The sequence below is a fragment of the Nonomuraea sp. NPDC049269 genome, assembly GCF_043197155.1.
Classification (GTDB): Bacteria; Actinomycetota; Actinomycetes; order Streptosporangiales; family Streptosporangiaceae; genus Nonomuraea.
Genome location: NZ_JBICSO010000003.1, coordinates 815,589 through 840,717, shown reverse-complemented (window position 1 = coordinate 840,717; position 25,129 = coordinate 815,589). Strand labels below are relative to the sequence as shown.

At 69.1% G+C, this 25,129-nt stretch carries 15 protein-coding genes and 1 pseudogene; 6 read left to right on the top strand and 10 right to left on the bottom strand.

The features are described from left to right. Window positions 1-39 precede the first annotated feature (39 nt). Both ACGFNP_RS21435 and ACGFNP_RS21430 read right to left on the bottom strand, forming a co-directional pair. On the bottom strand, window positions 40-4,125 hold the full coding sequence (locus ACGFNP_RS21435) for a DddA-like double-stranded DNA deaminase toxin (protein WP_393321067.1): 4,086 nt from the start codon (window positions 4,123-4,125) through the stop codon (window positions 40-42). A 91-nt stretch (window positions 4,126-4,216) separates the two neighbouring features. Further along, window positions 4,217-6,583 (bottom strand): S1 family peptidase, encoded by a 2,367-nt coding sequence (locus ACGFNP_RS21430; protein WP_393321064.1) that lies wholly within the window; start codon window positions 6,581-6,583, stop codon window positions 4,217-4,219. Window positions 6,584-7,018: 435 nt separating this feature from the next. Here ACGFNP_RS21430 and ACGFNP_RS21425 point away from each other — a divergent pair, with 435 nt between their 5' ends. Next, window positions 7,019-7,270 (top strand): hypothetical protein, encoded by a 252-nt coding sequence (locus tag ACGFNP_RS21425; protein WP_393321061.1) that lies wholly within the window; start codon window positions 7,019-7,021, stop codon window positions 7,268-7,270. Window positions 7,271-7,315: 45 nt separating this feature from the next. Here ACGFNP_RS21425 and ACGFNP_RS21420 read toward each other — a convergent pair whose 3' ends face one another. The 5 genes from ACGFNP_RS21420 to ACGFNP_RS21400 all read right to left on the bottom strand — a co-directional run bounded on the left by ACGFNP_RS21420 (window position 7,316) and on the right by ACGFNP_RS21400 (window position 11,633). Next, a complete protein-coding gene (locus tag ACGFNP_RS21420; protein WP_393321058.1) occupies window positions 7,316-7,543 on the bottom strand; it encodes a hypothetical protein in 228 nt (75 codons plus the stop codon). 37 nt (window positions 7,544-7,580) lie between these two features. Further along, window positions 7,581-8,114: a hypothetical protein gene (locus tag ACGFNP_RS21415; RefSeq protein ID WP_393321055.1), complete on the bottom strand. Its 534-nt coding sequence runs from the start codon at window positions 8,112-8,114 to the stop codon at window positions 7,581-7,583. Between the two features lie 28 nt (window positions 8,115-8,142). After that, window positions 8,143-8,601, bottom strand: coding sequence for a DUF6294 family protein (locus tag ACGFNP_RS21410; RefSeq protein WP_358315764.1), 459 nt, complete (start codon window positions 8,599-8,601; stop codon window positions 8,143-8,145). Window positions 8,602-8,733: 132 nt separating this feature from the next. Next, complete coding sequence (locus ACGFNP_RS21405; protein ID WP_393321051.1) at window positions 8,734-9,372, bottom strand: response regulator; 639 nt, start codon at window positions 9,370-9,372, stop codon at window positions 8,734-8,736. After that, a complete protein-coding gene (locus ACGFNP_RS21400; RefSeq protein WP_393321048.1) occupies window positions 9,369-11,633 on the bottom strand; it encodes a sensor histidine kinase in 2,265 nt (754 codons plus the stop codon). Before ACGFNP_RS21400 ends, ACGFNP_RS21405 begins: the two co-directional genes overlap by 4 nt. Window positions 11,634-12,164: 531 nt before the next feature. Here ACGFNP_RS21400 and ACGFNP_RS21395 point away from each other — a divergent pair. Both ACGFNP_RS21395 and ACGFNP_RS21390 read left to right on the top strand, forming a co-directional pair. Further along, entirely contained in the window at window positions 12,165-13,448 is a 1,284-nt protein-coding gene (locus ACGFNP_RS21395; RefSeq protein ID WP_393321045.1) for an FAD-dependent monooxygenase, read from the top strand. Window positions 13,449-13,481: 33 nt separating this feature from the next. Then, window positions 13,482-13,607 carry a hypothetical protein gene (locus tag ACGFNP_RS21390; RefSeq protein ID WP_393321042.1) on the top strand — a complete coding sequence of 42 codons (126 nt, stop codon included), beginning with the start codon at window positions 13,482-13,484 and terminating at the stop codon, window positions 13,605-13,607. 187 nt (window positions 13,608-13,794) lie between these two features. On the opposite strand, the gene ACGFNP_RS21385 is transcribed toward ACGFNP_RS21390, so the two are convergent. Then, window positions 13,795-17,403, bottom strand: a complete 3,609-nt coding sequence (locus ACGFNP_RS21385; protein WP_393321039.1) for an NACHT and WD repeat domain-containing protein — start codon at window positions 17,401-17,403, stop codon at window positions 13,795-13,797. A 203-nt stretch (window positions 17,404-17,606) separates the two neighbouring features. Here ACGFNP_RS21385 and ACGFNP_RS21380 point away from each other — a divergent pair, with 203 nt between their 5' ends. From ACGFNP_RS21380 to ACGFNP_RS21370, 3 genes are all read left to right on the top strand, one after another. Next, on the top strand, window positions 17,607-18,413 hold the full coding sequence (locus tag ACGFNP_RS21380; protein WP_393321036.1) for a DUF2637 domain-containing protein: 807 nt from the start codon (window positions 17,607-17,609) through the stop codon (window positions 18,411-18,413). A gap of 658 nt (window positions 18,414-19,071) precedes the next feature. Beyond that, a complete protein-coding gene (locus ACGFNP_RS21375) occupies window positions 19,072-21,654 on the top strand; it encodes an endo-1,4-beta-xylanase (protein WP_393321034.1) in 2,583 nt (860 codons plus the stop codon). A gap of 148 nt (window positions 21,655-21,802) precedes the next feature. Then, window positions 21,803-23,275 (top strand): non-reducing end alpha-L-arabinofuranosidase family hydrolase, encoded by a 1,473-nt coding sequence (locus ACGFNP_RS21370; RefSeq protein WP_358315781.1) that lies wholly within the window; start codon window positions 21,803-21,805, stop codon window positions 23,273-23,275. Between the two features lie 105 nt (window positions 23,276-23,380). Here the strand turns inward: ACGFNP_RS21370 and ACGFNP_RS21365 are convergent. Together ACGFNP_RS21365 and ACGFNP_RS21360 are read right to left on the bottom strand one after the other, a co-directional pair. Beyond that, window positions 23,381-23,707 (bottom strand): annotated as a pseudogene (locus ACGFNP_RS21365) (substrate-binding domain-containing protein); the annotation flags it as partial. A gap of 264 nt (window positions 23,708-23,971) precedes the next feature. Next, window positions 23,972-25,012: an NAD(P)-dependent alcohol dehydrogenase gene (locus tag ACGFNP_RS21360; protein WP_393321030.1), complete on the bottom strand. Its 1,041-nt coding sequence runs from the start codon at window positions 25,010-25,012 to the stop codon at window positions 23,972-23,974. Window positions 25,013-25,129: the final 117 nt, after the last annotated feature.

The following is a 25,129-nucleotide window of genomic DNA, read 5'->3' as shown; positions in this document are numbered from 1 at the left end:
TCACCTGGGCCGAATGCCGGCCACACGCGGCTGGCGGGTTCAGTCCAGCCAGCGGCCGACGCCGCGTACGGTGACCTCAAGCAGTTCCGCCGGATTGTCCGGGTCGGGGTAGTAGATGATCATGGTCGTACCTGCCGGGAGCAGCAGTTTGATGGCCTGGATGCACCCCGCCACGACCTGTCGCTCCGCATCGGGTCCTGTGCCCTTGATCGGCACCGCGTCGCAGACGCCGCCACGGTTGTTCATGACAAGCCGGAGCGTGTTGTCGCGGAGCGCCACTTCCCGTGTGGCGACGCGAAGAGCGAGTTGCGTCTCAAGGTGCCACGCCGGGGGCGCCATGGGCACCCCGAATGTCTGCCTGTACAGCAGCGCGAGGCGGTCTTCGAGGGCCGTCAGGTCGTCGTGCAGGCCGCTCTCGACCGTGTATTTCGCCCATGCGTCGAGGTTGTCGATCGGTGGAAGATTCGCGATCGGCAGTCCGTTCGCGTCGAGCACCCGTCCGGACGCGTCGACCAGATAGCCCTGGTTGTTCTCGGGCTTGATGGACTCGCTCAGGCTCCTGAGCTGTTCCGCGGCATCCTCGTAGGGGCATTGCCCGCCCTGAACGCATTCGATCGGAAGAATGCGCAGCAGTGATGTCGCGAGATCGCTCTCATAGATGGCCCAGATGATGGTCCGGTCAGCCTGGTGATGCATCAGGTACATCGGCCCCCAGATCGAGTTGTATTCGGCGAACCGGAGTTCTTCTGGGACGAGCGAATCGACGAAGGTTCCCCTCCACTCCTTCGAGTATTTGTTCCAGTCGGGGTCTTCGCTCAGGTCCAGCGCTCCGCTGATGCAATCCGAGAACGCCTGCCCCGCGTCCAGGATGTTTCCCTTGGGGGCGCTCCTGCAGTCATTGACCAGCGAATACTGGGAGCCGGCGTTGATCAGGTCCAGTGCGAACAGGCTCATGTACTCCTCGGCGAGACGATGGGTATCGCTCTCCCGGTCGGCGATCCCCCTCGCCGCGAAGGTGAAAAGCGGGCTCATGACGAGGGACATGCAGGCGTCCTGAGCCTTGCCGACGAACTGGCTCCTGCAGTGCTCGATTCGGTCCTTGGCGTAGCCGTCCGGGTCGTGAAGAGGCCCCTTGGGATCGTTAAGGATCTTCTCCGCGTAAGCGTCGCAGTCGTGGTACCCAGGCAGACCGTCCTCGGGCCCCCACTTGCAGTGTTCTTTCCACACGCTCTTGAGCTCGCGCAGACGGATCTCGGCATCCTCCCGATAGTCCTCGAATATCTGGGCAGCGATGAGAGCCGCGTTCGACGCGCTGTTGCCGGCCCGGATCTGCGCGGCGTAGGCGGTGTCGTAGGCGGCGAAGGCGCTGGCCGCGTCCTGTGCCGCCGAGACGGCCGAGGCGCGGGCCCAACGAGCCGAGAGGGACGCCTTCCTGGCTGACTGCTGGGCCTGCTGGGTCGCGGCGGCGGCGGTGCGGACGGCCGCCGCGGCTCGTTCCGCGGACGTGGCGGCTGACTGTGCGGCGGCGAGGGCTTCCTTGGCGAACTCCTTCGCCTGGTCGGCTGCCTTGCCGGCGGCGTTCGCGTAACCGATGGCCTCCTCCGCCGCACCGCGGGCCCGTGCCGCCGCCGCCTGCGCGGTGCGCGCGAAGTCGACGGCGCTCTGCGCGATCTGCGACGTCTCGATCATCAAGGATGAGGCGATGTAGTTGTGCGTTGCGGTCGCGTAGTCGCGTTCGGCCGCACGGTGTCGTTCCACCTCCAAGAAGTTGACCTGCATGGCCGTCGTGCCGGCGAGAGCGACCTGGGCGCCGTTCCTCACCTCGGTGCCGTTCGATTCATCGCCGGCGATCGCGCCGACCTTCGCCCGAATGTCGATCGTGTGCGCGGTGTTGTACGTCGAGTCCAAAAACTCATCGAGGGCGTCCGGATCGTCCGAGCGCAGGGCGTTGTTCGCCGCTTTTTCGATCTCCGCGTTACCGGCGCTGCGGGCATCGGCGAGGATCCGCCCGATCCGCTCTCGTAGTTCGGCGGCCCGCTCGGGGTAGGCGGGGTTTTCGAGAAACTCGACGACGTCTTGCCGCCCGCGGTCGAGGGCGCCCTGAGCGGCGGCTCTCATGGCCGGGGAGCCGGTGACCAGGAGTCCGGTCAGTGTTGTGCGGTCGTCCTGCTCCTCGGCGGCCGCGAGCCCGCGCTTGACGAAATCGAGGACAAGAAGGTCCGCGTCCTCGCCGAGAGCGGACACGGCCGCCGAACTGGTCCACGTACCGGGCGAGGTCGCGAAGTATCGAGCCACTTGCCGCGCCTTGCTGACCGCCAGTGCCGGATCAGTCTGCGTATTCGCGGCCTCGGCGATCAACGCGTCGATCTGCGGCGTGTGATACTGACGCATCGGCGCGCCGAAGCTGCGGGCGTCCCCCAATTTGGCCTGGGCGGCTTCCGCACTGACATGCCGGGCGAAGGACAGCTCGAGTTCGAACTCATCCTGCAGTCGTTCGGCGTCCGCCTCACGCGCCGATTTGTAGACGGTTTGGGCCGTTTCGGCCGCCTGAATCGCGTCCTCCGCCGCGCGGAAGGAATTGTTCGCGTGCTCTGTCGCCAGCTCGGCCGCGTTGACAGCAGAGCCTGCGTGCTCGGCCGCGCTCGCCGCCGCACTCGCCGCCGCCTCCGCGTACGACACCGCGCGCGTTGCGGCGTCTCGCGCCTTGCCGGCCGCGTCTTTGGCGATGTCCGCGTGACGCACCGTTTCCGCGGTGGCGCGCTTGGCCTCTTGTGCGCTTGCTCCCGCACGCGCGGCCGCCGCGAACGCGGCCTTGGCCTCGGCGCTCGCGGCCCCCGCATGGCGGCCGGCGGCCTCGGCCGCGCGCCCGGCCGCCTCGGTGTTAGCCCGCGCCGAATCGGCGGCGGCGACCGCGGCGAACGCCTGCTGGTTCACGGCGATGATCTGGTTGATGGGCGAGATCCAGGCGGAGATCTGCGGACCGATCTGTTGCATGACCCGGTTGTGATTCTCCGCCGCGGCGGCGGCATCCGCATTCAACTCTGCCGCCGATGCGGCCGCCCACGCCTCGTCGGACTTCGTATGCGCCCGCGCCGCCGCGGTCGCCGCGCGAGCGGCGGCCCCGGCCGAAGCGCGCGCCGCGTCCGCCGCTGCCCGCGCGGCCCGTACGGCGACACGGCACGCCGCCTCGGCGCGGTCGGCAGCCTGAGCCGCACGTAGTGCCTGAGCCTTGGCGACCGCCGACTCCTGCCCGGCCGCCGCGGCAAGGCGTTCCGCCTCCTGCGCGTCGTTCTTGGCCGCCAGGGCCTCGGCCTCGGCGCGGTCGGCCTGCGCGACCGCGGAGGTCGTCTCGAGTGCCGCACGCACAGTCGCCTCGGTGGCGCTCGTCCGAAGATCGTTCAAGGTCTGGTTCTCGTTGTCGCGAGCCTGGGCCACACCCCAGTCGATCTGAACAAAACGCTCCTGCATCTCCTGACTGCCGTCCTGAAGCGCCCGGTTCGCCGCGGCCTGCACCTGCGGGCTGCCTTCCGCCATCGCACGATTGACGACGGCCCGCAGGTCCATCCTGTACGGCACCCGCCATCCGGACTCGATGAACCGCCCCATGGCTTCACGGGTCCCGTTGCGCAGCACCAGGTTCGCGGCGGCCTTGACCTCCGGTCCGCCGGCGGCCTTCATCTGGTTCACGCTGGCGCGCAGGTCGATCTCCCGAGCGGTCACCCAGCCACCGTCGAGGAACTTCGTCACGGCAGCGGAGTCGTCCGAGGTCAGGGCGGCGTTGGCGGCGGCGGCCACCTCGGGGCCGCCGCGGGTCTTGATACGGCCGACCTGTTCACGGTCGTCTTGCGCCGCGAGCCGGGGAAGCCTGCCGAGGAAGGCGCAGACCGCCGCTCTGTCTCCGAGCAGAGCCGCCTCCGCGGCCGGACGGACGTTCACGCCGCCCGTGACCCATGCGTCCAGAACCGTCTGGCGTTCGCACGCCGGGGCGGCGGGTGGATCCGCCACCGTCGCCGCGGCCCGTGCCCCACCCATCGGGCTGCCCACGAGAAGCAACAAAAGCACGGTGCCGATGACACTTGCCGTCTGCCATGGACCTCTGCCGCGTAACGCGCGCATCACATTCATCGCCGTCACTCCCATAATTTCGGCCGATGCTTGAAAAATGAATCGGCAGAACGGCCGGCCGGCTCTCATATACCGGCCGGCCGTTCTGTCCTCAGTTGACGACCCGCAGTTCCAGCAGGGTCTCTCTGCAGTTGTCGGGGTAATCCGGGTGGCTCTCGTCGCACGTGACATCCGTACGTCCGAACTGCTCGCTCTCGTCCCGCTCGACGAGCTTGGTCCGCTCCACGCCGGACGACAGGTTCACAACTTTCGCGTCCACGTCGTGGCCGGCCCCCGGTGAGCGGCCGTCGCCCTGGACCTCGTAGACGTTCGGGATCCGGAGCTTCACCATTCCCGTCGGTCCGAGCACCTTGAAACACACCGCCGTCACGCCGAGGTGCGGCTCGCCGACCTCGGTGTCTCCGTTCAACAAGCCCGGGAACACCTTGATCACGCCGACCCCGTTCTCCGCGGACACCGTGCACGAGACCCAGATGATCCCGCCGTTCCCGGAGATCAGTTCGAAGTTCTTCGCCTCGGCCTCGTCCGTACCCCAATCGGCCTGACCGGAGGTGCCCGCGAATTCGTGCCGGAAGTTCAAGGGATAGACGAATCTCTCCACGAGGGAGTCCGGGCCGATGAGGGGCGACACGGTGACCGGAACCACCCGTACAGGCGGAAGAGCCCGTCCCGCGAAATAGGTGATCCGGTCGCCTGGCCGGTAGAGGAACAGACTGCTCTGCCCGCCTGTGCTCCTGTAGTCGAAGGCGATGATGCGGTCCTTCGCCAGCTTCAGGTCATAACCACCGATGCCGGTCGAGCTGTGGAAGACCGCTGTGAACGCATTGCCCGCGCCGTGTTGCAGAATCCAGGCCGTCTGCCCGCCCGGACGGTAAAGCAGCAGGTGATCCAACCTCCCCGACTGCTCGTAGTCGAAGGCGATGATCCGATCCGCCGTGCTCTTCAGGTCATAGCCACCGATGCCGGTCGAGCTGTGGAAGACCGCTGTGAACGCATTGCCCGCGCCGTGTTGCAGAATCCAGGCCGTCTGCCCGCCCGGACGGTAGAGCACCAGGTGATCCTGCTTACCCGAACTCGTGTAGTCGAAGGCGATGATGCGGTCCCGGCTGTCTTTCAGGTCGTAGCCACCGATCCCACCGTCGGCCGTGGCGAAGACCTGCGTGAACGTGGCGCCACCGCTGTGCCGGAGAATGTGGGCCATCCCGGTCCCCGGCCGGTACAACAGCAGATGATCCAGCTTCCCTGAATGCTCGTAGTCGAAGGCGATGATCTGGTCCTCGGCGCTGTTCAGGTCATAGCCACCGATGCCGGCCGAGCTGTGGAACACGGCTCTGAACGCATTGCCCGCGCCGTGCTCGAGAATCCAGGCCGTCTGCGCGCCCGGACGGTAAAGCAGCAGATGATCCAGTTTCCCAGAACCCGTGTAATCGAAGGCGATGATGCGGTCCCGGCTGTCTTTCAGGTCGTAGCCACCGATACCGGAGGTCGAGGAATAGACCGGAGCGTAGGTGCCGTCCGTATTCCGCTTGACGATGAAGACGATCTCCGAGCCCGGACGGTAGAGCAGCAGATGATCAAGCTTGCCCGAATGCTCGTAGTCAAACGCCACCACCTGATCACGGTTGTCAGCCAGGTCATAACCACCGATCCCGCTCAGACTGGACCCGTACTGAGTGAAGGACGTGGTGGGCTCGATCGCGACCGGGCTGAGCCAGCTCGCCAGGTCGTCCACCCGCACCGCGTCGCCGCCGCGCGCCCCGTCGTCGGCCGCACCGAGGCAGCCCCCCTGCCCTGCGCGGGAGCTGAGCCCGACGAGCTCCGGGCGGCTCCCGCTCGTGCGGAGCACCGGCGCGCCCGCGTCACCCTGGCAGGCGCTCACGTCGCTGCCGTTCGCTCCGGTCCAGTTGAACGAGCCGGCGGCCACGGCCCCGGCCACGACCGGCGCGGCATGCAGCCGGTTGGGCGCCCACTGATCAGCGGTCCGGCCATAGCCGGCGACCTGCAGCGCATCTCCCGTGGCAGGAACGGCGGAGCCGACCGCGACAGGCGTGATGCCGACGGCCCGCAATGACAGCTTGACCAGCACGACATCCCGGTCGCGGTGCGGGTGGATCCACTCCACGGGCAGCACCCGCCCGCCCGAACCGGACAGGTCCGTCCTGCCGACCGTCACCGTCGTCGCGATCTTCGGCGCCCCGCTCGTGAGGGACTGCCCCTGAGAGGCGAAACAACTGGCGGCAGTGAGCACCCACTGCGGGCTGACCAAGGCTCCGGTGCAGCCGTGAGTCTCGCCCACGTTCACCTTCGCCACGAAGCCCCATGTGCCGTCGGCCACCGGGCTTCCGCTTTTCACCGCTTGAGCCGGCGTCGCTCCTGCCCAGAGCAGCACCGAGGAGACGATCATCAATAACGTGATGGTTGCGATTTGTAATGACCGGATGAGTCGCTGAAGGTTCACGGACTGATTGTGAGGATCACGCATTCTGCGAACCAGGGCGTTGGCCGGACATAAGGCGGACATATGTTCGCCGAAGTTACCTGCCGGCAACTCGCCGAGATAACGTGCGCTGGCTCACCATGTCGCCCGGTCACTGCGGCACGAACGGCGGCGATGCCGGTCCAGCCGAGCAGGCGGGCCAGGCCGGCGGCCAGGTGACGGAGGTCGGCCATGATCCGAGGTCGCCGCCCTGCCGACGTCGGCGCGCTCCGTGATTTCGGATGCGGAGCGAAACCCGAACGCCGATCTCTCGCTTTCAGCGGCGATTGAACAATCGCCGGATCATGATTGTCTTCATGGCGAACAAGCGGCGGTTTGTGGCGCATCTCCGGCCCGAGGACGTGGCCGATCCTGACGCAGGACGATTCACCACGGTCGAGGACTTCTTTTCTATGCATGCACGCTCTCGCCCCTGTGGATGGACGGCCGGATCCGGCGATCGTCCACAACCTCCTCCTGGAGATCGTGAGCAGGCTCGACAGCCTGGCGGCCAATGCCATCGCGTTCAAGTGTGCTGTACGAGCGCCGTACCGGCCGCAGCGACCGTTCGACAGAATTCAGGACGTTGGCCGCTGGTTCGCCCCCAGCAAAGTCATCGATCGGAACGGCATGACCTTCAGGCGACGCGGCCGTGCCTCTGCCTCATGATCGTGGAGTCGGTGCAGCTTCACTTCCCTTGTCGCCTCAGAGGCCTCAGAAGCCGACGCGGGCGATGATCTCCAGCGCGAACGGCGCGGCGACGACGAGGACGGCGATGACGATCAGCAGCGCGATCACGTTGCCGACGAAGCTCGACCGGCCGGACCGGCGCGCCAGCCGCGCCGAGTCCTGAGTGGATTGGCGCGCCCACTGGGCCGCCCTGGCCGCGTTCTGGTTGGCGTTCTGCTGGCTCTGCCACGATGAGAAGTTCGGGTTGGTCATGACGATCTTTCCTTTCGTATCGTATGGAGCAGGTCGTTCATTGGGGCGAGTCCCCGGCCGGGCCGTCCTGCGACCTCCGTGCCGGGATGCATGTTCGGATCGCGCCGGTGAGCAGAGCGGCGCCGAGGGGCCCAGCACCCAGGAGGTAGGGGGCTCCCGGATCGCCGGTGAGCGGGCCGAGCAGAGCGGCGAACGCGATGACCGCTCCAGCCGCCGGCCGGACCAGTCCGGCGCGGGTGAGCCCGTACGCCAGCAGCACGATGCCGACGGCGGCGGGATAGGCCAAGGCGAGCCGCGGGACGGACTGCGCCGCGACCCACCGCCCGCTGGCGAGCCGCAGCGTCGCCTCGACCATCCAGGCCGAGGCGACCACCCCGAGCAGGGCCAGTGCGACGGCGGCCCGCCCCCGTCCCGCGTGCCGCGCGACGTCGCGGTACACCGTCGCGGTCGCCGCCACCCCGGTCCATGCGCCGGCCCCCCACATCACCTCGGTGGATGCGGTCAGGGTCCCGGCGAGGCAGAGCATCGCCGAGGCCAGCAGCCCCAGCCCGCCGAGCGCCCGCGCTCTCATGTTCGTCGTCAGGGCCGGCGCTGCGGGCTCAGCAGTGCTTGCTCAGCGACATGTGTTTGATGAGCGGGAACAGCTCCGGGTTGAACTCTGCCTCGGTGTCCTTGATCAGCCACCGGTACGGCTCGGCGTGGCTGGGCATGTTCATGACGAACTTCGTCAGGTTCGTGGGGTTGGAGCGGGTGTGTCGCAGCCAGCCGAGCACGGCGCCGTTCTCGTCCTTGATCTTCGCCCACATCAGCCAGGCGTCGTCGTCATCACTGCTGGTGACCGTGCCGTCGAAGGATGCCTTGCCGCTGGCGGTCAAGGTCCATCGGGCACCCGAGAACATCGTGCAGTCGCCCGCCCGCATCGTTCCGAAGTAGAAGGTCTTGGTGGCCTCGGCGGCGGTGCCCTGCGCGTGGGCGGTTCCGGTGGTGGCGAAGGTCAGCCCCGCGATCAGGGCCGTAGTGGTCGATATGGCGCCCAGCATCATTCGGGTCCCGCGCATGGGATCGTCCTTTCCTGAAGGTGGCTCGTCGATCAGTCACCCTCAGGGTGGGCGGTACCGCGTCCCGTCGTCATGGGTCGCTTGTCCTGGTCGAGCCGGGAGGTTGTTCCGGGACGTGCAGGCGAACGGGTGCTATGGCGATCCGCCGAGTCCCGCCTCGCGGGCCCGTACGATCGCCGCGGGCCGGTCGGCCAGCTGCAACTTGGTCAGTATGTTCGAGACGTGGTTGCGCACGGTCTTGCCGCTCACGCCGAGGCGCCGCGCGATCGCCGTGTTGTCCAGACCCCGCGCGACCAGCCCGAGCACCTCATGTTCCCGCTCGGTGAGCTGCGGGAACGGGGAAGCGACGACGGCCTTGGAGAAGTGCGCGAGCAGCCGCGTCGCCACGCCGGCGCCGAAGACCGCCTCGCCGCGGGCGACCGCGCGAACCGTGGCCGTGATCTCCTCGGGGCCGGCGCCCTTGAGCGCGTAGCCGTGGGCGCCGGCCCGCAGGGCGGCCAGGACATTCTCATCGTCGTCGTACATCGTCAGGATCAGCGCACGCGTGGGCAGACCGGCGGCCCGCATCCGGGAGGTGACCGTGAGCCCGTCGCCGCCGGGCATGTTGACGTCGAGCACCGCGACGTCGGGCCGGTGCTCGATCGCCGAGCGCAGCGCTTCCTCGCCGGTCACGGCGACCGCGAGCACCGTCATGTCCTCCTCGGAGTCGAGCAGGGCCAGCAGGCCCGACGCGAACACGGGGTGGTCGTCGGCAAGGATCAGCCGGATCATCGTGTCCTCCCAGACTCGCCCAGATCCGCCGGCAGGAAGGCGCGCACACAGGTGCCCCCCTCGGGCAGGGAGCATATCGACCATTCCCCGCCGACCTCGGCGGCCCGCTCCCGCATGGAACGCAGCCCCACCCCGGGCGCCCGCTCAGGATCGAGCCCGCGGCCGTCGTCGCGTACCGTCACCTCGACGCCGCCGGCCGCCAGCGCGATCTCGGCGGTGCAGCCGGTCGCGCCGCTGTGCCGGATCGCGTTGGTGATCGCCTCGACGGCGATCCGGTAGGCCGCCGTCTCGACCGCGGCGGGCAGCGGCGGCAAGCCTTCCTCGCCGATGACCTCGATCGGCATCGCTCCCGCCAGGGTCGCCGCTCGGGAGCGTACCGCTCCGACGATGCCCAGCTCGTCCAGCGCGGGCGGGCGCAGCGCCTCGACCAGGCGCCGGATGTCGGTCAGCGACGCGCTCGCCTCCGCGGAGATCTCGCCGAGCAGGGAACGCGCCGCCGAGTCACCCGGTACGGCGCGGGCCGCCAGCGCGGCCTTGAGCCCGATCGCGGCCAGCGTCGGTCCCAGCCCGTCGTGCAGGTCGCGGCGGAGCCGGCGGCGTTCGTCCTCCCGCGAGGCCACCACCTCGGCGCGGGAGCGGGCCAGGTCGTCGTGCAGCCGTACCGCCTGCACCGCGCTTCCCACCTGCTGCGCCAGCGAGGCGATCAGGCTGAGGTCGATGGGATCGAGCGGGTCGTCCGAGCCGCGCGCCGAGACCAGCAGGAGCCCGACGAGCGTCCCGTGGTAGCGCAGCGGCTCGGCGTGCACCTCGCCCGCCGCGACACCGTGCCGGGCCGCCGAGTGGCGCTCGCCCGCGCCGTCCACCAGGTCGATCGCCACGTACGGCACGCGTAACGACCGGGCCACGGTCTCCACGATCGCCGGTAGCATCTCGGCGGGCAGCAGCACCGCCTGCAGCCGTGTCCCGAGGCGGGTCAGAGCCCCCTCCGGGTCGTGGCGGTCGCCGTACATCACGCGGTTGACGGTGCTCTGCGCCGCGTTGCGCAGCGGCGCCAGCGCGAGCGCCGCACTGGCCGCGGCGAGCGCGGCGGCCACGGTGCCCGACAACCGCAGCACGCTGACCAGGAGCGCGACCACGGCCGCGTACCCGGCGACCAGGAGCGCGACCACGATGGCGTACACCAGCGAGCGGTTGGCCAGCCTCTCGACGTTGAACAGGCGGTGGCGGCGCAGCGCGACCCCGATCCCGGCCACGAACGGCAGTCCCGACAGGCCGAGCGCGCCCCACGGCAGCGGCTGCGTTCCGGTGATCAGTTCCGGGAGGTGCCAGCCCGCGATGCCGAGTACGGCCGTGGCCGCGCCGCCGCCCAGCATCCAGCGCGTCCGCCCGCGCATCAGCGGATCCGGGTTGCCGCGATAGCTGATCGCGCCCCAGACCGTCCCGGCCACCAGCACCAGCGCCACCACCGCAGTCTGACCGCTGTGCAGCAGGCCGAGCCACCGCACCGCGTCAGGCGCCATCAGCGCCGCGACCCCGCTCCACGCGGCCATCGCGGCCAGGGGCGCGGCGTACGCGACGGCGATCGTCTTCCGGGTACGGGGCGACAGAGGCTGGCGAGCCGTGAACGCGAGCACGAAGGCCAGGAACGCTCCCCAGCCGATGGAGTACGACACGATCGCGTTGATGTGGAACAGCCAGAGCTGAGGGCCGCCGGTGGCCAGCGCGAGTACGGGCAGTCCGACGGCGACGGTGAGCGTGCTGCCCAGCAGCCCGGCCGCGAGCACGAGCAGCGGGGCCGTCGCGGGCGCCTCGGGCCGCCGCAGGTACAGCGCGGCCGCCAGCCCCGCCAGCGCGAGGACGAACACGAGATTGCCCCAGCCCTGCACGAGCAGCGGGTACGGATCGGGCCGATCGACGCGCACCGCCACGACCGCGTCCGCGCCGGCCACGCCGTACGGGACGCTCGCGCCCAGGCCGGGACGAGAGACGGCGCCGAGCCCATCGGCCAGGCGCCTGCCCGCGACGGCGATCACCAGGTCCCCGGTCCGCAGCCCAGGCCCCGAGGGCGCGGCCGGCACGTCCACCACGACGCCGTCGAGACGCCACGTCGACCAGCCCAGCCGCATGATGCTGCCGTCGGACGGCGCGTCCAGCGAGACGGCGGTCGCCACGACGCCCAGCACCACCAGGACGATCGCGGCCCCGGCCGGAACCCTGCGCGACCGCCGCACCGAAGCCACCCAGGACAGCCGCGCGGACACACCCCCATCCTCACCGACAACCGGCCGCGAAACCACCGGCCCGCCGGACAGGACCGTCCTGAGCCAATGGCGGCCCGCCGACCGGTAGGTCACAGGTCGAGTCGGAGTGTCACGATCTTGTGAGTCGGCGGTAGCCGAGCGCGTCGTTGACGGCGCGCATGTGGTGGTTGCTGTCGGCCGGTAGGCCGTCGATGTACGGGTACCGCTCGCGTGTCCACCGGATGGCCTCGGCGCGGCGGCGATTCGGGCGGCCTGGCTGACGGCCTGGTTCGCCTGGTTTGCACCAGTCTGGGCTGATGTGAGCGTCATCGGAGTTGGCGTTTCTCATCAATGTCTGCCGAGGCCGAGGCGATCATGACCATGCCCGTCGCACGCACATGCCGAGTTCAGGGTGTTTGCGGGAGCGTGGACGCGATGTCGGTCGTGCCGATGAGTTTTGTGCGGATCCGTGGTCGATACGGCTGGACACACCGACAGTGGTGGGCCTGTGCTGGGAACGTTCAGCGCGGGAGGAAGCACATGGAGGCAGTGATGAGCGTCGACGACTCCAAGCAGGAGCACACCATCCGGACTGGCGAGCAGGGGATGCGGGTGAGCGGTCCCAGGGTGTTGGTGGCGGGGGCGAGCATCGCGGGACCCGCGCTGGCCCACTGGCTGCGCCGGCGGGGGGCCGAGGTGACCGTGGTGGAGCGGGCTCCCGAGCTGCGTCCCGGCGGGCAGGCGGTGGACGCGCGCGGGGTCGCCAAGGAGGTCATCGGGCGCATGGGGCTGGACGCGGCGGTGCGCGCGGCGTGCACCGACACCGCCGGCGCGCACACCGTGGACGCGGACGGGCAAGTGCTGGAGACCTTCCGTGCCGACGACGACGGTGGCGACGGGTTCATCGCGGACATCGAGATCCTGCGCGGGGACCTGTCCCAGGTGCTCTACGACGACACCCGCGACGGCGTCGAGTACGTCTTCGGTGACCGGATCGCCGAGCTCAGCCAGGACGCGGACGGGGTTGACGTGGTCTTCGCCGGCGGCGACCGGCGGCGCTTTGACCTGGTGATCGGGGCCGACGGGCTGCACTCGCAGTTGCGAGCGATGGTCTTCGGGCCGCGCGAGCACTTCATCCGCCATCTCGGGCTCGTGCTGGCCTTCTACAGCGTGCCCAACGAGTTCGGAGTGGACCGCTGGATGATCGACTATCAGGAGGCCGGACGGTCCGCCGGCCTGCGGCCCATCCCGGACGCCACCCGGGCGATGGCCATGTTCTCCTTCCCCGCGGCCGACTTCGACGTCGATTACCGCGACGTCGCGGCGCAGAAGCGCCTGCTGTGCGAGCGGATGGACGGTTTCGGCTGGTTGACCCAGCGCATCCTCGCGCACGTGGACGACACCCCGGACTTCTATCTGGACCAGGTCGCCCAGGTGGTGATGGACCGCTGGTCGAGTGGACGGGTGGGGCTGCTCGGGGACGCGGCGTTCAGCGCCTCGCCGATGTCCGGGGCGGGCACCGGGCTGGCCCTGGTCGGCGCCTACCTGCTGGCCGGAGAGCTGGCCGCCGCCGGGTGGGACCCGGAGGCCGGGTTCGCCGGCTACGAGGCTCGGATGCGCTCGTTCGTGGAGGCCAACCAGGAGATCGGCCGGTTGCACGTACACAGCCTCGAGGTCCCGGGGCCGGACGCCGAGCCGAGCCCCGATTTCGCCAGCGAATGGTTCACCGAGCTGGTCGGGCGCGCGATCAACGGCGTCGAGCTGCCCGACTACGCGGGGGTGCCGGACTCCGGGGCGTCGGCCGGACTACCGATGATCTCGTCGGCCAAGCCGTAGGTGCCACATAACGTGTCGAGAGGGACCACGCTAGTGGCGTCCTATCCTCCGGCCGGGTCCCGGTTCCTGGCCGGGCTCTTGACCGGGTCGGCGTTCGGGATGATCGCCGTGTGGTGGTTCGGCCGGCGGCGGAGGCGGCTCCGCCAGGTCGCCAGCTGAGACCAGACGTCGACCAGCGTCAGGCAGGCGTGGTTCCCTCGTAGCGGTGTGCAGTATGGATGGCGCGCCCTAAATCTCCGATGGACAACAGGTCCGCGATCGGACGTTAGCTCACCATGATTTGGTCGGTTTCGCACGCCACCCCTCGCGGGCGCATGCTCGCCGCTCTCCGTGGCGGGGTCGAGGGTCACGGGCATATCTCGCGGTACTCCTCCTGCGGTACCACGTTCTCCCACTCGACGCGCGTGAGGGAGCGGCCGGCGTTGGCGCACGCTGCGGCCACCGGGTCGGGCGGCGTGCGGACGTTCCACAGCCGCGCGGTCTTGTCGCCCGCCACCGAGGCGACGAGCGTCCCGTCGCGGCTGTAAGCCAGCGCGCCGATGAACTCGGTGTGACCGGTCATCGGGGAGCCGAGCGGCCGGTAGGTCCGCAGGTCCCACAGCTGCACTTCGCCGTAGCTGTGGCCGGTGACGAGAGTCTGGCCGTCCGGGCCGAACGCGAGCGCATCCGTCCCACTGGCCGGGATCAGGGCGACGCCGACCGCGTGGCGGTCCGGCACGTCCCACAACTTGATGCTGTTGTCGGCGGCTACGAAGGCCAGCCGCTGTCCGTTGGGGCTGAACGCCAGGACGCTGACCAACCCGACCTGGGACGTGTTGGACGGGCCCGGGATCTCGCGGCGGGTGGTCACGTCGAAGAGGCGTACCCGGTTGTCGGAACCCGAGGTCGCCACGGTCTTGCCGTCGGGGCTGAGCGCCAACGCCGTGATGACGTCGGTGTGGCCGGGGGCGGTGATGCGCGGCCCGGTCTCCTGGCGGCGGGCCATGTCCCAGAACACGAGGGACTTGTCCTGAGCGGCGGCGAGGAGCCTGCCGTCAGCGCTGATGGCGGCGCTCCGCAGGTTCCTTTCATGGGCGATCTCGCGGCGGCTCGCGACGTCCCAGAACCGCAGGCCGTCAAGGCCTTCCGACAGGAGCGTCCGCCCGTCCGGGGCGAAGGCGAGCCGATCCACCCCACGGCGAGCGGTCTTGGATCTCAGCGGGGGTCCGAGGGGGCGCTGGGTGGCCACGTCCCATAGCCGGATCGAGGGGTCCTCGTAGTCGGGCGCACCGGTGGCCAGGATCCGTCCGTCAGAGCTCAGCGCGACGGCCCCCAGCGCGGGCATGAGGGTCCCGACCTGCAGGTGGGTCTGCACGTCGGCCAGCCGTGCCACACCGTCCTGGCCGGCGGCGGCGATCAGCTTCCCGTCCGGGCTGAACGCGACGCTCGCGACGCTGCCGACATTGTCGGCGAGCAGGATGAGCTGTTGCCGGCTGATCGTGTCCCACAGGACGGTGCGACCGCTGTCTCCGCCGGTGAGGATGCGGGTGCCGTCGGGGCTGAAAGCGATCGAATCGTAGCCGGCACCGCGGTCGATGAGCCTGCCCTTCTGCTTGTGCGTGGCCACGTCCCACAGGCGGCCGGTGCGGTCCCCGCTCACTGTCGCGAGGGTGGTGCCGTCCGGGCTGATGGCGACATCGCTGACGGGTTGGGTGTGTCCGGTGAAGGGGGCGCCGATCTGGCGGGACGTGGCGGCGTCCCAGAGCCGCGCGGTCTTGTCCTTGCCGGCGGTGGCCAGGGTCTTCCCGTCCCGGGTGTACCTCACCGCATAGATACTGCTCCGCGGATCCGGCCCATCGTCCGGGCGGCCCATGGGGATGCCACGCGGAAGGTGCGTGGTCGCGTCCCACTGCTGTACGACGCCTTTGAGGTCTCCGGTCACGATGGTCTTCCCGTCCGGGCTGTACGCGAACGCCGACACGACCGCCGTGTGCTTCAGCGGGGCACTCACCTCGCGATGGGTGGTCACGTCGTAGAACCGGACGGTGTCGGAGCACGCCGTGGCCAGCGTACGGCCGTCGGGGCTGAAGGCCAGGTCGACGGTGGAGCACTCGTACTGCGGACGGGTGATCGGGGCGCCGAGCTGCCGCCGCGACGCCGTGTCCCACAGCCGCGCTGTGCCGTCGTCGCTGCCCGTCGCGATGATCGAGCCATCAGGGCTGAACGCCACCGCGTCGAGGCTTTTCGTGTCCCCACGGACATTCCCCCGGCCGGTGCGGGTCGCCGCGGACAGCACGCGGTTGCGGGCCTCGTCGGTGGGCGCGATCCGCCAGGCCGCCACGGCCAGCATCGAGGCCAGGGAGCTGTCGCCGGTGACCTGGCTCTGCGCCGCCAGCTGCCGGGAGCTCGCCAGTATGCGCTGCCGATCGGCTTGGTTCGCCGCGTTGACGGCGGCGCCGGCCCCGATGAGGGCGAGCACCGACAGCACCGCGAGGCCGGCCGTGACCAGGCGACGACGGCGGGTCGCCCGCCGCGCCTCCCGCGTGGACGCCGCGAGGAAGCCCGCCACGGTGGGACCCGGCGGCGGGAAGCTGTCGGCATCGCGGTCCCAGCGAGGCCTGCTGTCCTCGACCGCCAGCAGCCGGGCTCCCCGGTACAGGAAGGCCTGGTCGCGGTGGTGCTCGACCCACTGCGCGGCAGCCTCGACGAGCTGGTCGTACACCGCTTGCGCGGCCATGTCGGGTTCGAGCCATTGGCGCAGCGTCGGCCACGCGGTCAGCAGCGCGTCGTGGGCGATCTCAACGCTGTCCTCGTACAGGGTGAGCAGCCGCCGACCGGCGAACGCCGACACCAGCGCCTCCACCTGGCCCCGCCGCTGCGCCGATTGCGCCGACGCCGCCGCATGGACCTCGGCCAGGCTCACTCGCCGTCGCGCCAGCAGCCCACCTGCGGTGATCAACGTCATCCGCCGAAACACCCTCAGCGCGGCCTTGCGATCCTCCGCCGACAACCGCCCGAGAGCCTCATCGGCCGTGCGCTGTACGGAGTCGCGGACCCGGCCGGACTCCTCGTAACCCCGGACGGTAAGTCGGCCCTCCTCACGTCGCTCCCAGGTGTTGTGCAGAGCCTGCGACAGAAGGGGCAGGGCCGCGACCTCGTAGCGATCGGCCCGGTCGGTGAGCAGCTCGCCCAGGATGGTCTCCACCAGACCGGGCTCGATCTCCAGGCCGACGGCAGCGGCGGGGCCGGTGATGGCCAGCCGCAGATCCGACTCCGTCATCGGCTCGACGATCACCTGACCATCCTGGATGGCCTCGGCGAACTGCGGATAGGCCGCACACCGATCCCAGTAATCCGCACGTACACCGACGATCACACCGGCACCCCGCGGTCCCTCGGTCAAGGCGTGCAGCACGTTCACGAACGCCTGACGCTCCTGCTCCTCGGACACCAGCGTGAACAGATCCTCAAACTGATCGACGACCAGGACAAGACGCCCGTCCGACGGCAGATCCCGCGACATCGCCGCCCGCGGATCGCCCCGCAGCCGCTCGTACACCGTCTCGACAAGGCCGCCGAACGTCTCCGTCCACGCTTCGGCAAGGGCTCGCAGGGGCGTAGCGGTCGGTGTGATGAGCAGGCACGGCCAGCGCTTCGATCCGGCGACCGGCAGCTTCCCCTCCGCCAGCGCCGGCAGCAGCCCCGCCCGCAGCAGCGACGACTTGCCCACCCCCGAGGCGCCCGAGACCAGCAGAACGTCCCCCTGCTCGGCCAGACGCCGCCCCAGGCGATCAAGAAGATTGCGCGTCGCCCGCGCCCGCCCGAAGAAGAGCTCGGTTCTGTCCGTCTCGAACGGTGCGAGGCCTTGGTAAGGGCACACGTCGGACGGAGACGGCGGGACACTGTGATCTGCCGACAGCGGGAGCCCCATCGGCGCCTGTGCGTGCGGCCGTCGGCGGCCGTCCCCCTGACCCATGGCGTTCATTCTGGTCAATTGCGGCGAAGCCGATCAATCGCAATCGACTCCCGCCTGCGGCCGTCCGATTCCGTTCGTCCGACGGATCGCGACCAACCCGCAAGTCTGCTGACCGACGTCGGACCGCATCGAGGATCGCCCGTCTGAGACAGAAGTGACTGATGGGAACAAAGTGAGGCATCGGACATGGCACCATTTCTGGAGTGAATGCGGTCAAGCAGGTGCCTCGGGGCGGAGATCGGCTGATCCGTGCGTCGATGACGGTCGTGGTGCTGGCGGTCGCGGCGGTGGCCGCGTGGGTGTCGTACTGGCATGCGGTGGCGGTGATCGAGAGGTATGGCGCCGAGGACGCGTTGTCGGCGCATCTGGTCCCGGCGACGGTGGACGGCATGATCTACGCCTCCTCGATGGTGCTGCTGTGGTGTGCCCGCTACCGCCTGGCTGTGCCGGCACTGGCCCGCTGGGCGCTGGCGCTGGGAGTCGCCGCGACGCTGGCAGCGAATATCCTGCACGGGGTCGAGCGGGGACCCGTGGCCGCGGCGCTGGCCGCGTGGCCGGCGATCGCCTTGGTGATCTCCTACGAGTTGATCATGTGGGTGGTTCGCTCGGGTCGCGAGATCGCCGATCGCGTGCACGACTCGGGGCAGTCGGAGGCAGCGCTCGCCGAGCCCGCAGACCCGAGCGTCGCCTCACACCAAGCGCCGCGGGAGCCGCAGCCAGGACCGGCGGTGCACGCCACGCCGCAGGTCAACCAAGGCGAGTTGACGCGGGAAACCGGCGAGCGCCGGTCAGCGTCCGCCGAGCCCGAACTGGAGGCCACACAGGCCGGCCAAGACGCGCCGACGGGCGAGGCCAGGGAGGACGGCGACCGGCGAGCCCAGGTGGCGGCCCTGCTTGCTCAGGATCCGAAAATGACCGGGACCGCGCTCGCCCGTGCGCTCGGGGTGCACGAGTCCACCGGGCGCAAATACCGCCGCGAAGCCCTCAACGGCCACGACCGTTCCGCATAGCGCTCTGCCGGCCGGCTCGAGCGCTACGGTTCGTCCATTGTCCTGGCGATCAGGTCGTAGGCGACGATCAACCCTTGGTCAGATCGCGTACAGCTCCGAGGTCGTGCTGAGCGTCCTCGCGCTACCAGCAGACAGCAAGGAGACTCCGACCGGCTAAAACAGCTCTACCAAGCACTCAAACTCCTGCCATTGGAGCCCGGATAGTTTCACCGTCCCCATTGCCGCGACCTGCGTTTTTGGCGGTCGATCGTAAGAGTACTTTCAGTCCTCGATCTCGTGACCAGCCCCTGCAATCCTGCGGGGGGTGATGAAGCTTTCAACGCGCGGCAGTGAGCGCGATGGCGTAATGCCAGGTGGGGGAGGGGTGGGACCTCAGGGGGCGGTAAGGGCGCTCTTGACGGCCGGGCGGTTCGTTGTGTTAGCTCCGCGCAAGCCCTTGCACACCCGCTCTATACGGAAGTGAGAGCGAATGTTAAGACATTTAACAATGAACGTTAGCGCTCACAGGAGGCCCTTCCGATCGAACGTTAATGCCGGTCAGGTCCCGCCCGTTGATCCGGAGTGGTCTCGGCACGCTCTCCGCGATCGGCCCATCGATGTTATGTTAGCGCTAACATGGCATGCGGAGCGAGCACGCGCGCGACGGCCGAGAGCAGCGGTGTCCCTGCTCGTCGTGGCACTGATCGCCGGCGCGATGTCGGTGGCCTTCGGCAGCACCGCCCTGGCGGCCACGGCGCTGGGCGCGTCGGCGGCGGAGAAGGGCCGCTACTTCGGCGCCGCCGTGGCGGCCGGCAAGCTCGGCGACAGCACGTATGTGACGATCCTGAACCGGGAGTTCAACAGCGTCACCCCGGAGAACGAGATGAAGTGGGACGCCACGGAGCCGTCCCGGGGCACCTTCACCTACACCAACGCCGACCGCATCGTCCAGCACGCCCAGCGGAACGGCATGGCGGTGCGCGGGCACACCCTTGCCTGGCACTCCCAGCAGCCGGGCTGGGCGCGGGGCTTGAGCGGCAGTTCGCTGCGCTCGGCGATGACCAATCACATCACGCAGGTCGCGACCCACTTCCGTGGCAAGATCCGCTCTTGGGATGTGGTGAACGAGGCGTTCGCCGACGGCACCAGCGGAGCCCGGCGTGACTCCAATCTGCAGCGCACCGGCAATGACTGGATCGAGGTGGCCTTCCGCACCGCCCGCGCCGCGGACCCGGCCGCCAAGCTGTGTTACAACGACTACAACACCGACGGGATCAGCGCCAAGAGCACCGCGATCTACAACATGGTCGCCGACTTCAAGGCGCGCGGCGTACCGATCGACTGTGTCGGCTTCCAGTCCCACCTGACGAACTCGGTGCCATCGGACTACCGGGCCAACCTGCAGCGTTTCGCTGGCCTTGGCGTGGACGTGCAGATCACCGAGCTGGACATCTCGGGCGCGAACCAGGCGGCCGTCTATGCCAGCGTGACAACCTCGTGCCTGGCCGTCTCCCGTTGCACCGGGATCACGGTCTGGGGCATCCGGGACAGCGACTCCTGGCGGACTGGGCAGAACCCGCTGCTGTTCGACGCTTCCGGCAACAAGAAGGCCGCCTACACCGCCACCCTCAACGCGCTCAACGCCGGCAGCTCCACACTGGGCGGGGCCGACACGAGCGCCTGGTACGTGCGGGGCAACCGCACCAGCGGCAAGGCGGTCGAGGTGCGGAACGCCTCCACCGCCGACGGCGCCGGCAACTCCGCAACCACCTACGCCAACCCGGTGATCTGGCAGGACTTCGCCGACGGCGACATCATCCGGGTCGGGGACGCGTACTACTACTCGGCCTCCACCATGCATTACTCGCCGGGCGCGCCCATCCTGCGCTCCTACGACCTGGTGAACTGGGAGTACGCGGGCCACTCGGTGCCCAGACTCGACTTCGGCTCGAACGCCTACGACCTCAACGGCGGACGCGCGTACGTCAAGGGCATCTGGGCCTCCACTCTCAACTACCGCAAGAGCAACAGCACTTATTACTGGCTCGGCTGCGTCGAGTTCAACCGCACCTACGTCTACACCGCCTCCGCGGTCGACGGCACCTGGACCAAGCGGTCGCAGATCAACAACTGCTACTACGACGCCGGCATGCTGATCGACGACAACGACACCATGTACGTCGCCTACGGCAACACGACCATCAGCGTCGCGCAGTTGTCGGCCGACGGGCTCAGCCAGGTCCGCACCCAGCAGGTGTTCCGCACTCCCTCCAACGTCGGCACCCTGGAAGGCGCCCGCTTCTACAAGCGGGGCGGCTACTACTACATCTGGCTGACCCGTCCCGCCAACGGCCAGTACGTGCTGCGCTCCAGCAGCCCGTTCGGCCCGTACGAGATGCGCCAGGTCCTGCTCAACCTGCCCGGCCCGATCTCCGGCGGCGGCGTGCCCCACCAGGGCGGCCTCGTGCAGACCCAGAACGGCGACTGGTACTACATGGCCTTCGTCGACGCCTATCCCGGTGGCCGTGTCCCCGCTCTCGCGCCGATCACCTGGAGCTCCGACGGCTGGCCCGCCGTCCAGACCGTCAACGGAGCCTGGGGGGCCTCCTATCCCAAGCCGAACATCCAGACCACCAAGACCGTGAAACCGATGATCGGCTCCGACGCCTTCACCACGAGCGCGCTCGGCCCGCAGTGGGAGTGGAACCACAACCCCGACAACAGCCGCTGGTCGTCGGGCAGCGGACTGCGCCTGCAGACCGCCACCGTCACGAACGACCTCTACGCGGCGCGCAACACGCTGACCCACCGCATCCAAGGGCCGACCTCCACCGCCACCATCGAACTCGACTATTCCGCGATGCGCGACGGCGACCGGGCCGGGCTGGCCATGCTGCGTGACTCGTCCGCCTGGATCGGCGTCAAACGCGACAACGGCGCCACCCGGGTGGTGATGACCAACGGCCTGACCATGAACAGTAGCTGGAACACCACCGGCACCGGCGCCGAAGCAGCCGGCACCGCCATCAGCGGCGGCAAGATCTGGCTCCGGGCCAACGCCGACGTCCGACCAGGCTCCGGCCGGCAAGCCCGCTTCTCCTACAGCACCAACGGCACGACCTTCACCCCGCTCGGCCCGGCGTTCACGCTCAACAACGCCTGGCAGTTCTTCATGGGCTACCGCTACGGCATCTTCAACCACGCCACCCAAGCCCTGGGCGGTTCCGTCACCGTGAACCGCTTCGAGCTGGCCACCCCCTGACTCACGGACGCGGCGCCACGTCCGCACCCGCTGACCCGGACAAGGAGACCACGTGCCGCCCTTACCCGGGCGCCCAGATCGTGCTCGCCGACGACGACGGATCCGACGACCGCCGCTGGCGGTTCCTGTGATGATCGAAGGAGAAACAATGCCGACCATCGGCAGACGCAATCGCCTGCGCACGTTACTGGCCGCCGTTCTGGCGACCTTACTGAGCACCACTCTGCTCACCTTCGCCACACCCCCCGCCTCCGCGGCGACCGTGGACACGAACGCCTGGTACGTGCTGGTCAACCGCAACAGCGGCAAGGCCCTGGACGTCTACAACCTGTCCACCGCCGACGGCGGCCGCATCACCCAGTGGACCAGGAACAACCAGAACCAGCAGCAGTGGCAGTTCGTCGACTCCGGCGGCGGCTACTACCGCATCAAGTCCCGCCACTCCGGCAAGGTGCTCGACGTCTACAACTTCTCGACCGCCAACGGCGGCGCGATCGTGCAATGGGCCGACGGCAACGGCACCAACCAGCAGTGGCGGCTGGCCGACAGCTCGGACGGCTATGTGCGGTTCATCTCACGCCACAGCAGCAAGGCCCTGGAGGTCCAGGGCGCCTCCACCGCCGACGGCGCGAACATCGTCCAGTACGACGACGGGGGCGGCACCAACCAGCAGTGGCAGCTCGTCCGTGTTGACGGCGGCGGCAACCCTGGCCCGTGCGATCTTCCCTCGACGTACCGCTGGACATCGACGGGCTCGCTGGCGACCCCGAAGTCGGGCTGGGTCTCGCTCAAGGACTTCACCGTCGCCCCCTACAACGGCAAGCACCTCGTCTACGCGACGACGCACGACACGGGGACGAGATGGGGTTCGATGAACTTCGGCCTCTTCACCAACTGGTCCGACATGGCCTCGGCCGGCCAGAACACGATGTCTTCCGGCACTGTCGCGCCCACGCTCTTCTACTTCGCCCCGAAGAACATCTGGGTGCTCGCCTACCAGTGGGGCGGGACCGCCTTCTCCTACAGGACCTCCAGCGACCCCACCAACCCGAACGGCTGGTCATCGCAGCAGGTGCTCTTCTCCGGAAGCATCTCGGGCTCCGGCACCGGACCCATCGACCAGACCCTCATCGGTGACAGCACGAACATGTACCTGTTCTTCGCCGGGGACAACGGCAAGATCTACCGGGCCAGTATGCCCATCGGGAACTTCCCGGGCAGTTTCGGCTCGACATCGACGGTGATCATGAGCGACTCGACGAACAACCTGTTCGAAGCCGTCCAGGTCTACAAACTCCAGGGCCAGAACCGATACCTCATGCTCGTCGAGGCGATCGGCTCGCAGGGCCGCTACTTCCGCTCGTTCACCGCCACGAGTCTGAACGGTTCATGGACACCGCAGGCCGCCACTGAGAGCAACCCCTTCGCGGGCAAGGCCAACAGCGGCGCCACCTGGACCAACGACATCAGCCACGGCGAACTGGTCCGCGCCAGCGCCGACCAGACCATGACCGTCGATCCCTGCAGCCTGCAGTTGCTCTACCAGGGACGTAGCCCCAGCTCCGGCGGCGACTACGGCCTCCTGCCCTACCGTCCAGGGCTGCTGACACTGCAGCGCTAGTGGCGATGCCGCCCGCTCCCACCCACCGCGGTGGGTGGGAGCGGCGGTGCTCTCGCGGACGATGAGTTCGGTGGCGAGTTCAATGCGGTTCTGGACCAAGGGCTCACCACGGGCGAGCGTCAGCAACATGGTGGTGGCCGCGGCGGCCATGGCGGTGAGCGGCTGGCGAACGGTGGTGAGCGGCGGAATGGCCCATTGCACGGACGGCAGATCGTCGAAACCGACCACGCTCAGATCGTCCGGGATGCGCAGGCCGAGTCGCCGGGCCGCGTGGCAGACGCCGATGGCCTGGCCGTCGTTCGTCGCGAAGATGGCTGTAGGCGGGTCGGGCAGCGCATAGTCGGGGCCGGCGATGATGCCGATCCGGCGGTGCCCCAGCTCCAGCAGGTGACGCGTGGCCGCCAGCCCGCCGCTCCAGTTGCCCGCGCTCACCGACGGGATTCCCTTGCCGGGGTTGTCGGCCGGATCCAGGAGGACGAGGGGGATCTGGCGTCGGGCGAGTTGCTCTCGCTCGGCCTCATCCAGGCTGGAGAACACCGCGATCACCCCGATCCCGGCTGGCAGGCGCCGGGCTCGGCCACGCCTTGAGCAGCCTGGGCAGGCCGCACCGGTGGTCGTGGTGTCGAGGTCGTGCTGCTGGTCAGCGGTGCCGGGCGGCAGGAGCGTGTCTCCGCCTCAGAGCCGACGTTGAGCGCGTCAATCGGGCACGATTACGGCTCGTCCCTTCAGCCGTCCGCTACGTAGCCGGTCCAGCGCCTCAAGGGCATCGGAGAGCGGGAACCGTTCGACCTCGACATGGAGCGCGCCGGAACGGCCGAGCGCGATCACCTCGGTGAGCTCGGGGCGGGTGCCCCAGAACGGTAGTGAGATCCGGGCGCCCTGGGGGAGCGGGCCTGGTTTCCGGACGCTCAGCCGTCCACCTCCGCTGCCGACCACCACGAGCTCCCCGTCGGCGCGGAGACTCCCGGCGGACAGGTCAAGCGTCGAGTCGGTGCCCACGAAGTCGAGCACGACGTCGACGCCGTGACCGCCGCTCGCGGTCCTCAGGACCCGGCTCGTGTCTCCTGAGATGCCGGTGCTCAGGTGGGCTCCGCATCTGTCGGCGAGGCTCAGGGCCTCGTCGCGCACGTCGACGGCGAATACCCGGCTCGGTGTCATCGCGCGGAGCATCTGGATGGCCAGGTGTCCCAGGCCGCCGACGCCGATGACGGCGACCGTCGACCCCTCGCCCAGCGCCGGCCTGCATCGCTGGATGGCGTGGTAGGGCGTCAGGGCGGCATCCGTCATCGGCGCTGCCTGCAGGGGGTCCAACTCGCCGATCGGCTCGAGGTGGCGGGCCGATGGCACGAGGACGTACTCGGCCATCCCGCCGTCGCGGCCGAGTCCGGCTCCAGCCCACGGCAGTTCCGCCCGGCGGTCGCAGTAGTTGTCCTTACCGGCCCGACAGCGCGGGCACTCACCGCAGCCCCATGGGCCGTAGACCGCGACGGGATCGCCGAGGGCGACGTCGGTGACGGCCGGGCCCACGGCCGCGATACGACCGGCGATCTCATGGCCGAGGGTGAACGGTGCCGGAAAGGGCATGCCCGCCGGACCCGCGTCGAGGACGTGCAGGTCGGAGTGGCACAGACCTGCGGCCTCCACTCGTAGCAGGACTTCGCCGTCTCGGGGGGTCGGCCGCTCGACGTCGGTGAGGACCGCCGGAGTGCCCCAGCCCGGAAGCCTGAGCGCTCTCACCGCGCCATCCGGCTCGCCGTGGTGTGAAGTGCGGCCACCGCTCGGCCGCCGATGATCGACATCAGCATGCCTCCCATGCTAGTAAACTGAAGTCAGTTCACCAAACCTGTACTTCCA

Excerpts from the sequence above, each read along its gene's own strand:
- ACGFNP_RS21435 (WP_393321067.1), bottom strand. The coding sequence starts at position 4,125 with ATGAATGTGATGCGCGCGTTACGCGGCAGAGGTCCATGGCAGACGGCA.
- ACGFNP_RS21425 (WP_393321061.1), top strand. The coding sequence starts at position 7,019 with ATGCACGCTCTCGCCCCTGTGGATGGACGGCCGGATCCGGCGATCGTC.
- ACGFNP_RS21420 (WP_393321058.1), bottom strand. The coding sequence starts at position 7,543 with ATGACCAACCCGAACTTCTCATCGTGGCAGAGCCAGCAGAACGCCAAC.
- ACGFNP_RS21415 (WP_393321055.1), bottom strand. The coding sequence starts at position 8,114 with ATGAGAGCGCGGGCGCTCGGCGGGCTGGGGCTGCTGGCCTCGGCGATG.
- ACGFNP_RS21410 (WP_358315764.1), bottom strand. The coding sequence starts at position 8,601 with ATGCGCGGGACCCGAATGATGCTGGGCGCCATATCGACCACTACGGCC.
- ACGFNP_RS21405 (WP_393321051.1), bottom strand. The coding sequence starts at position 9,372 with ATGATCCGGCTGATCCTTGCCGACGACCACCCCGTGTTCGCGTCGGGC.
- ACGFNP_RS21395 (WP_393321045.1), top strand. The coding sequence starts at position 12,165 with ATGAGCGTCGACGACTCCAAGCAGGAGCACACCATCCGGACTGGCGAG.
- ACGFNP_RS21385 (WP_393321039.1), bottom strand. The coding sequence starts at position 17,403 with ATGGGTCAGGGGGACGGCCGCCGACGGCCGCACGCACAGGCGCCGATG.
- ACGFNP_RS21370 (WP_358315781.1), top strand. The coding sequence starts at position 21,803 with ATGCCGACCATCGGCAGACGCAATCGCCTGCGCACGTTACTGGCCGCC.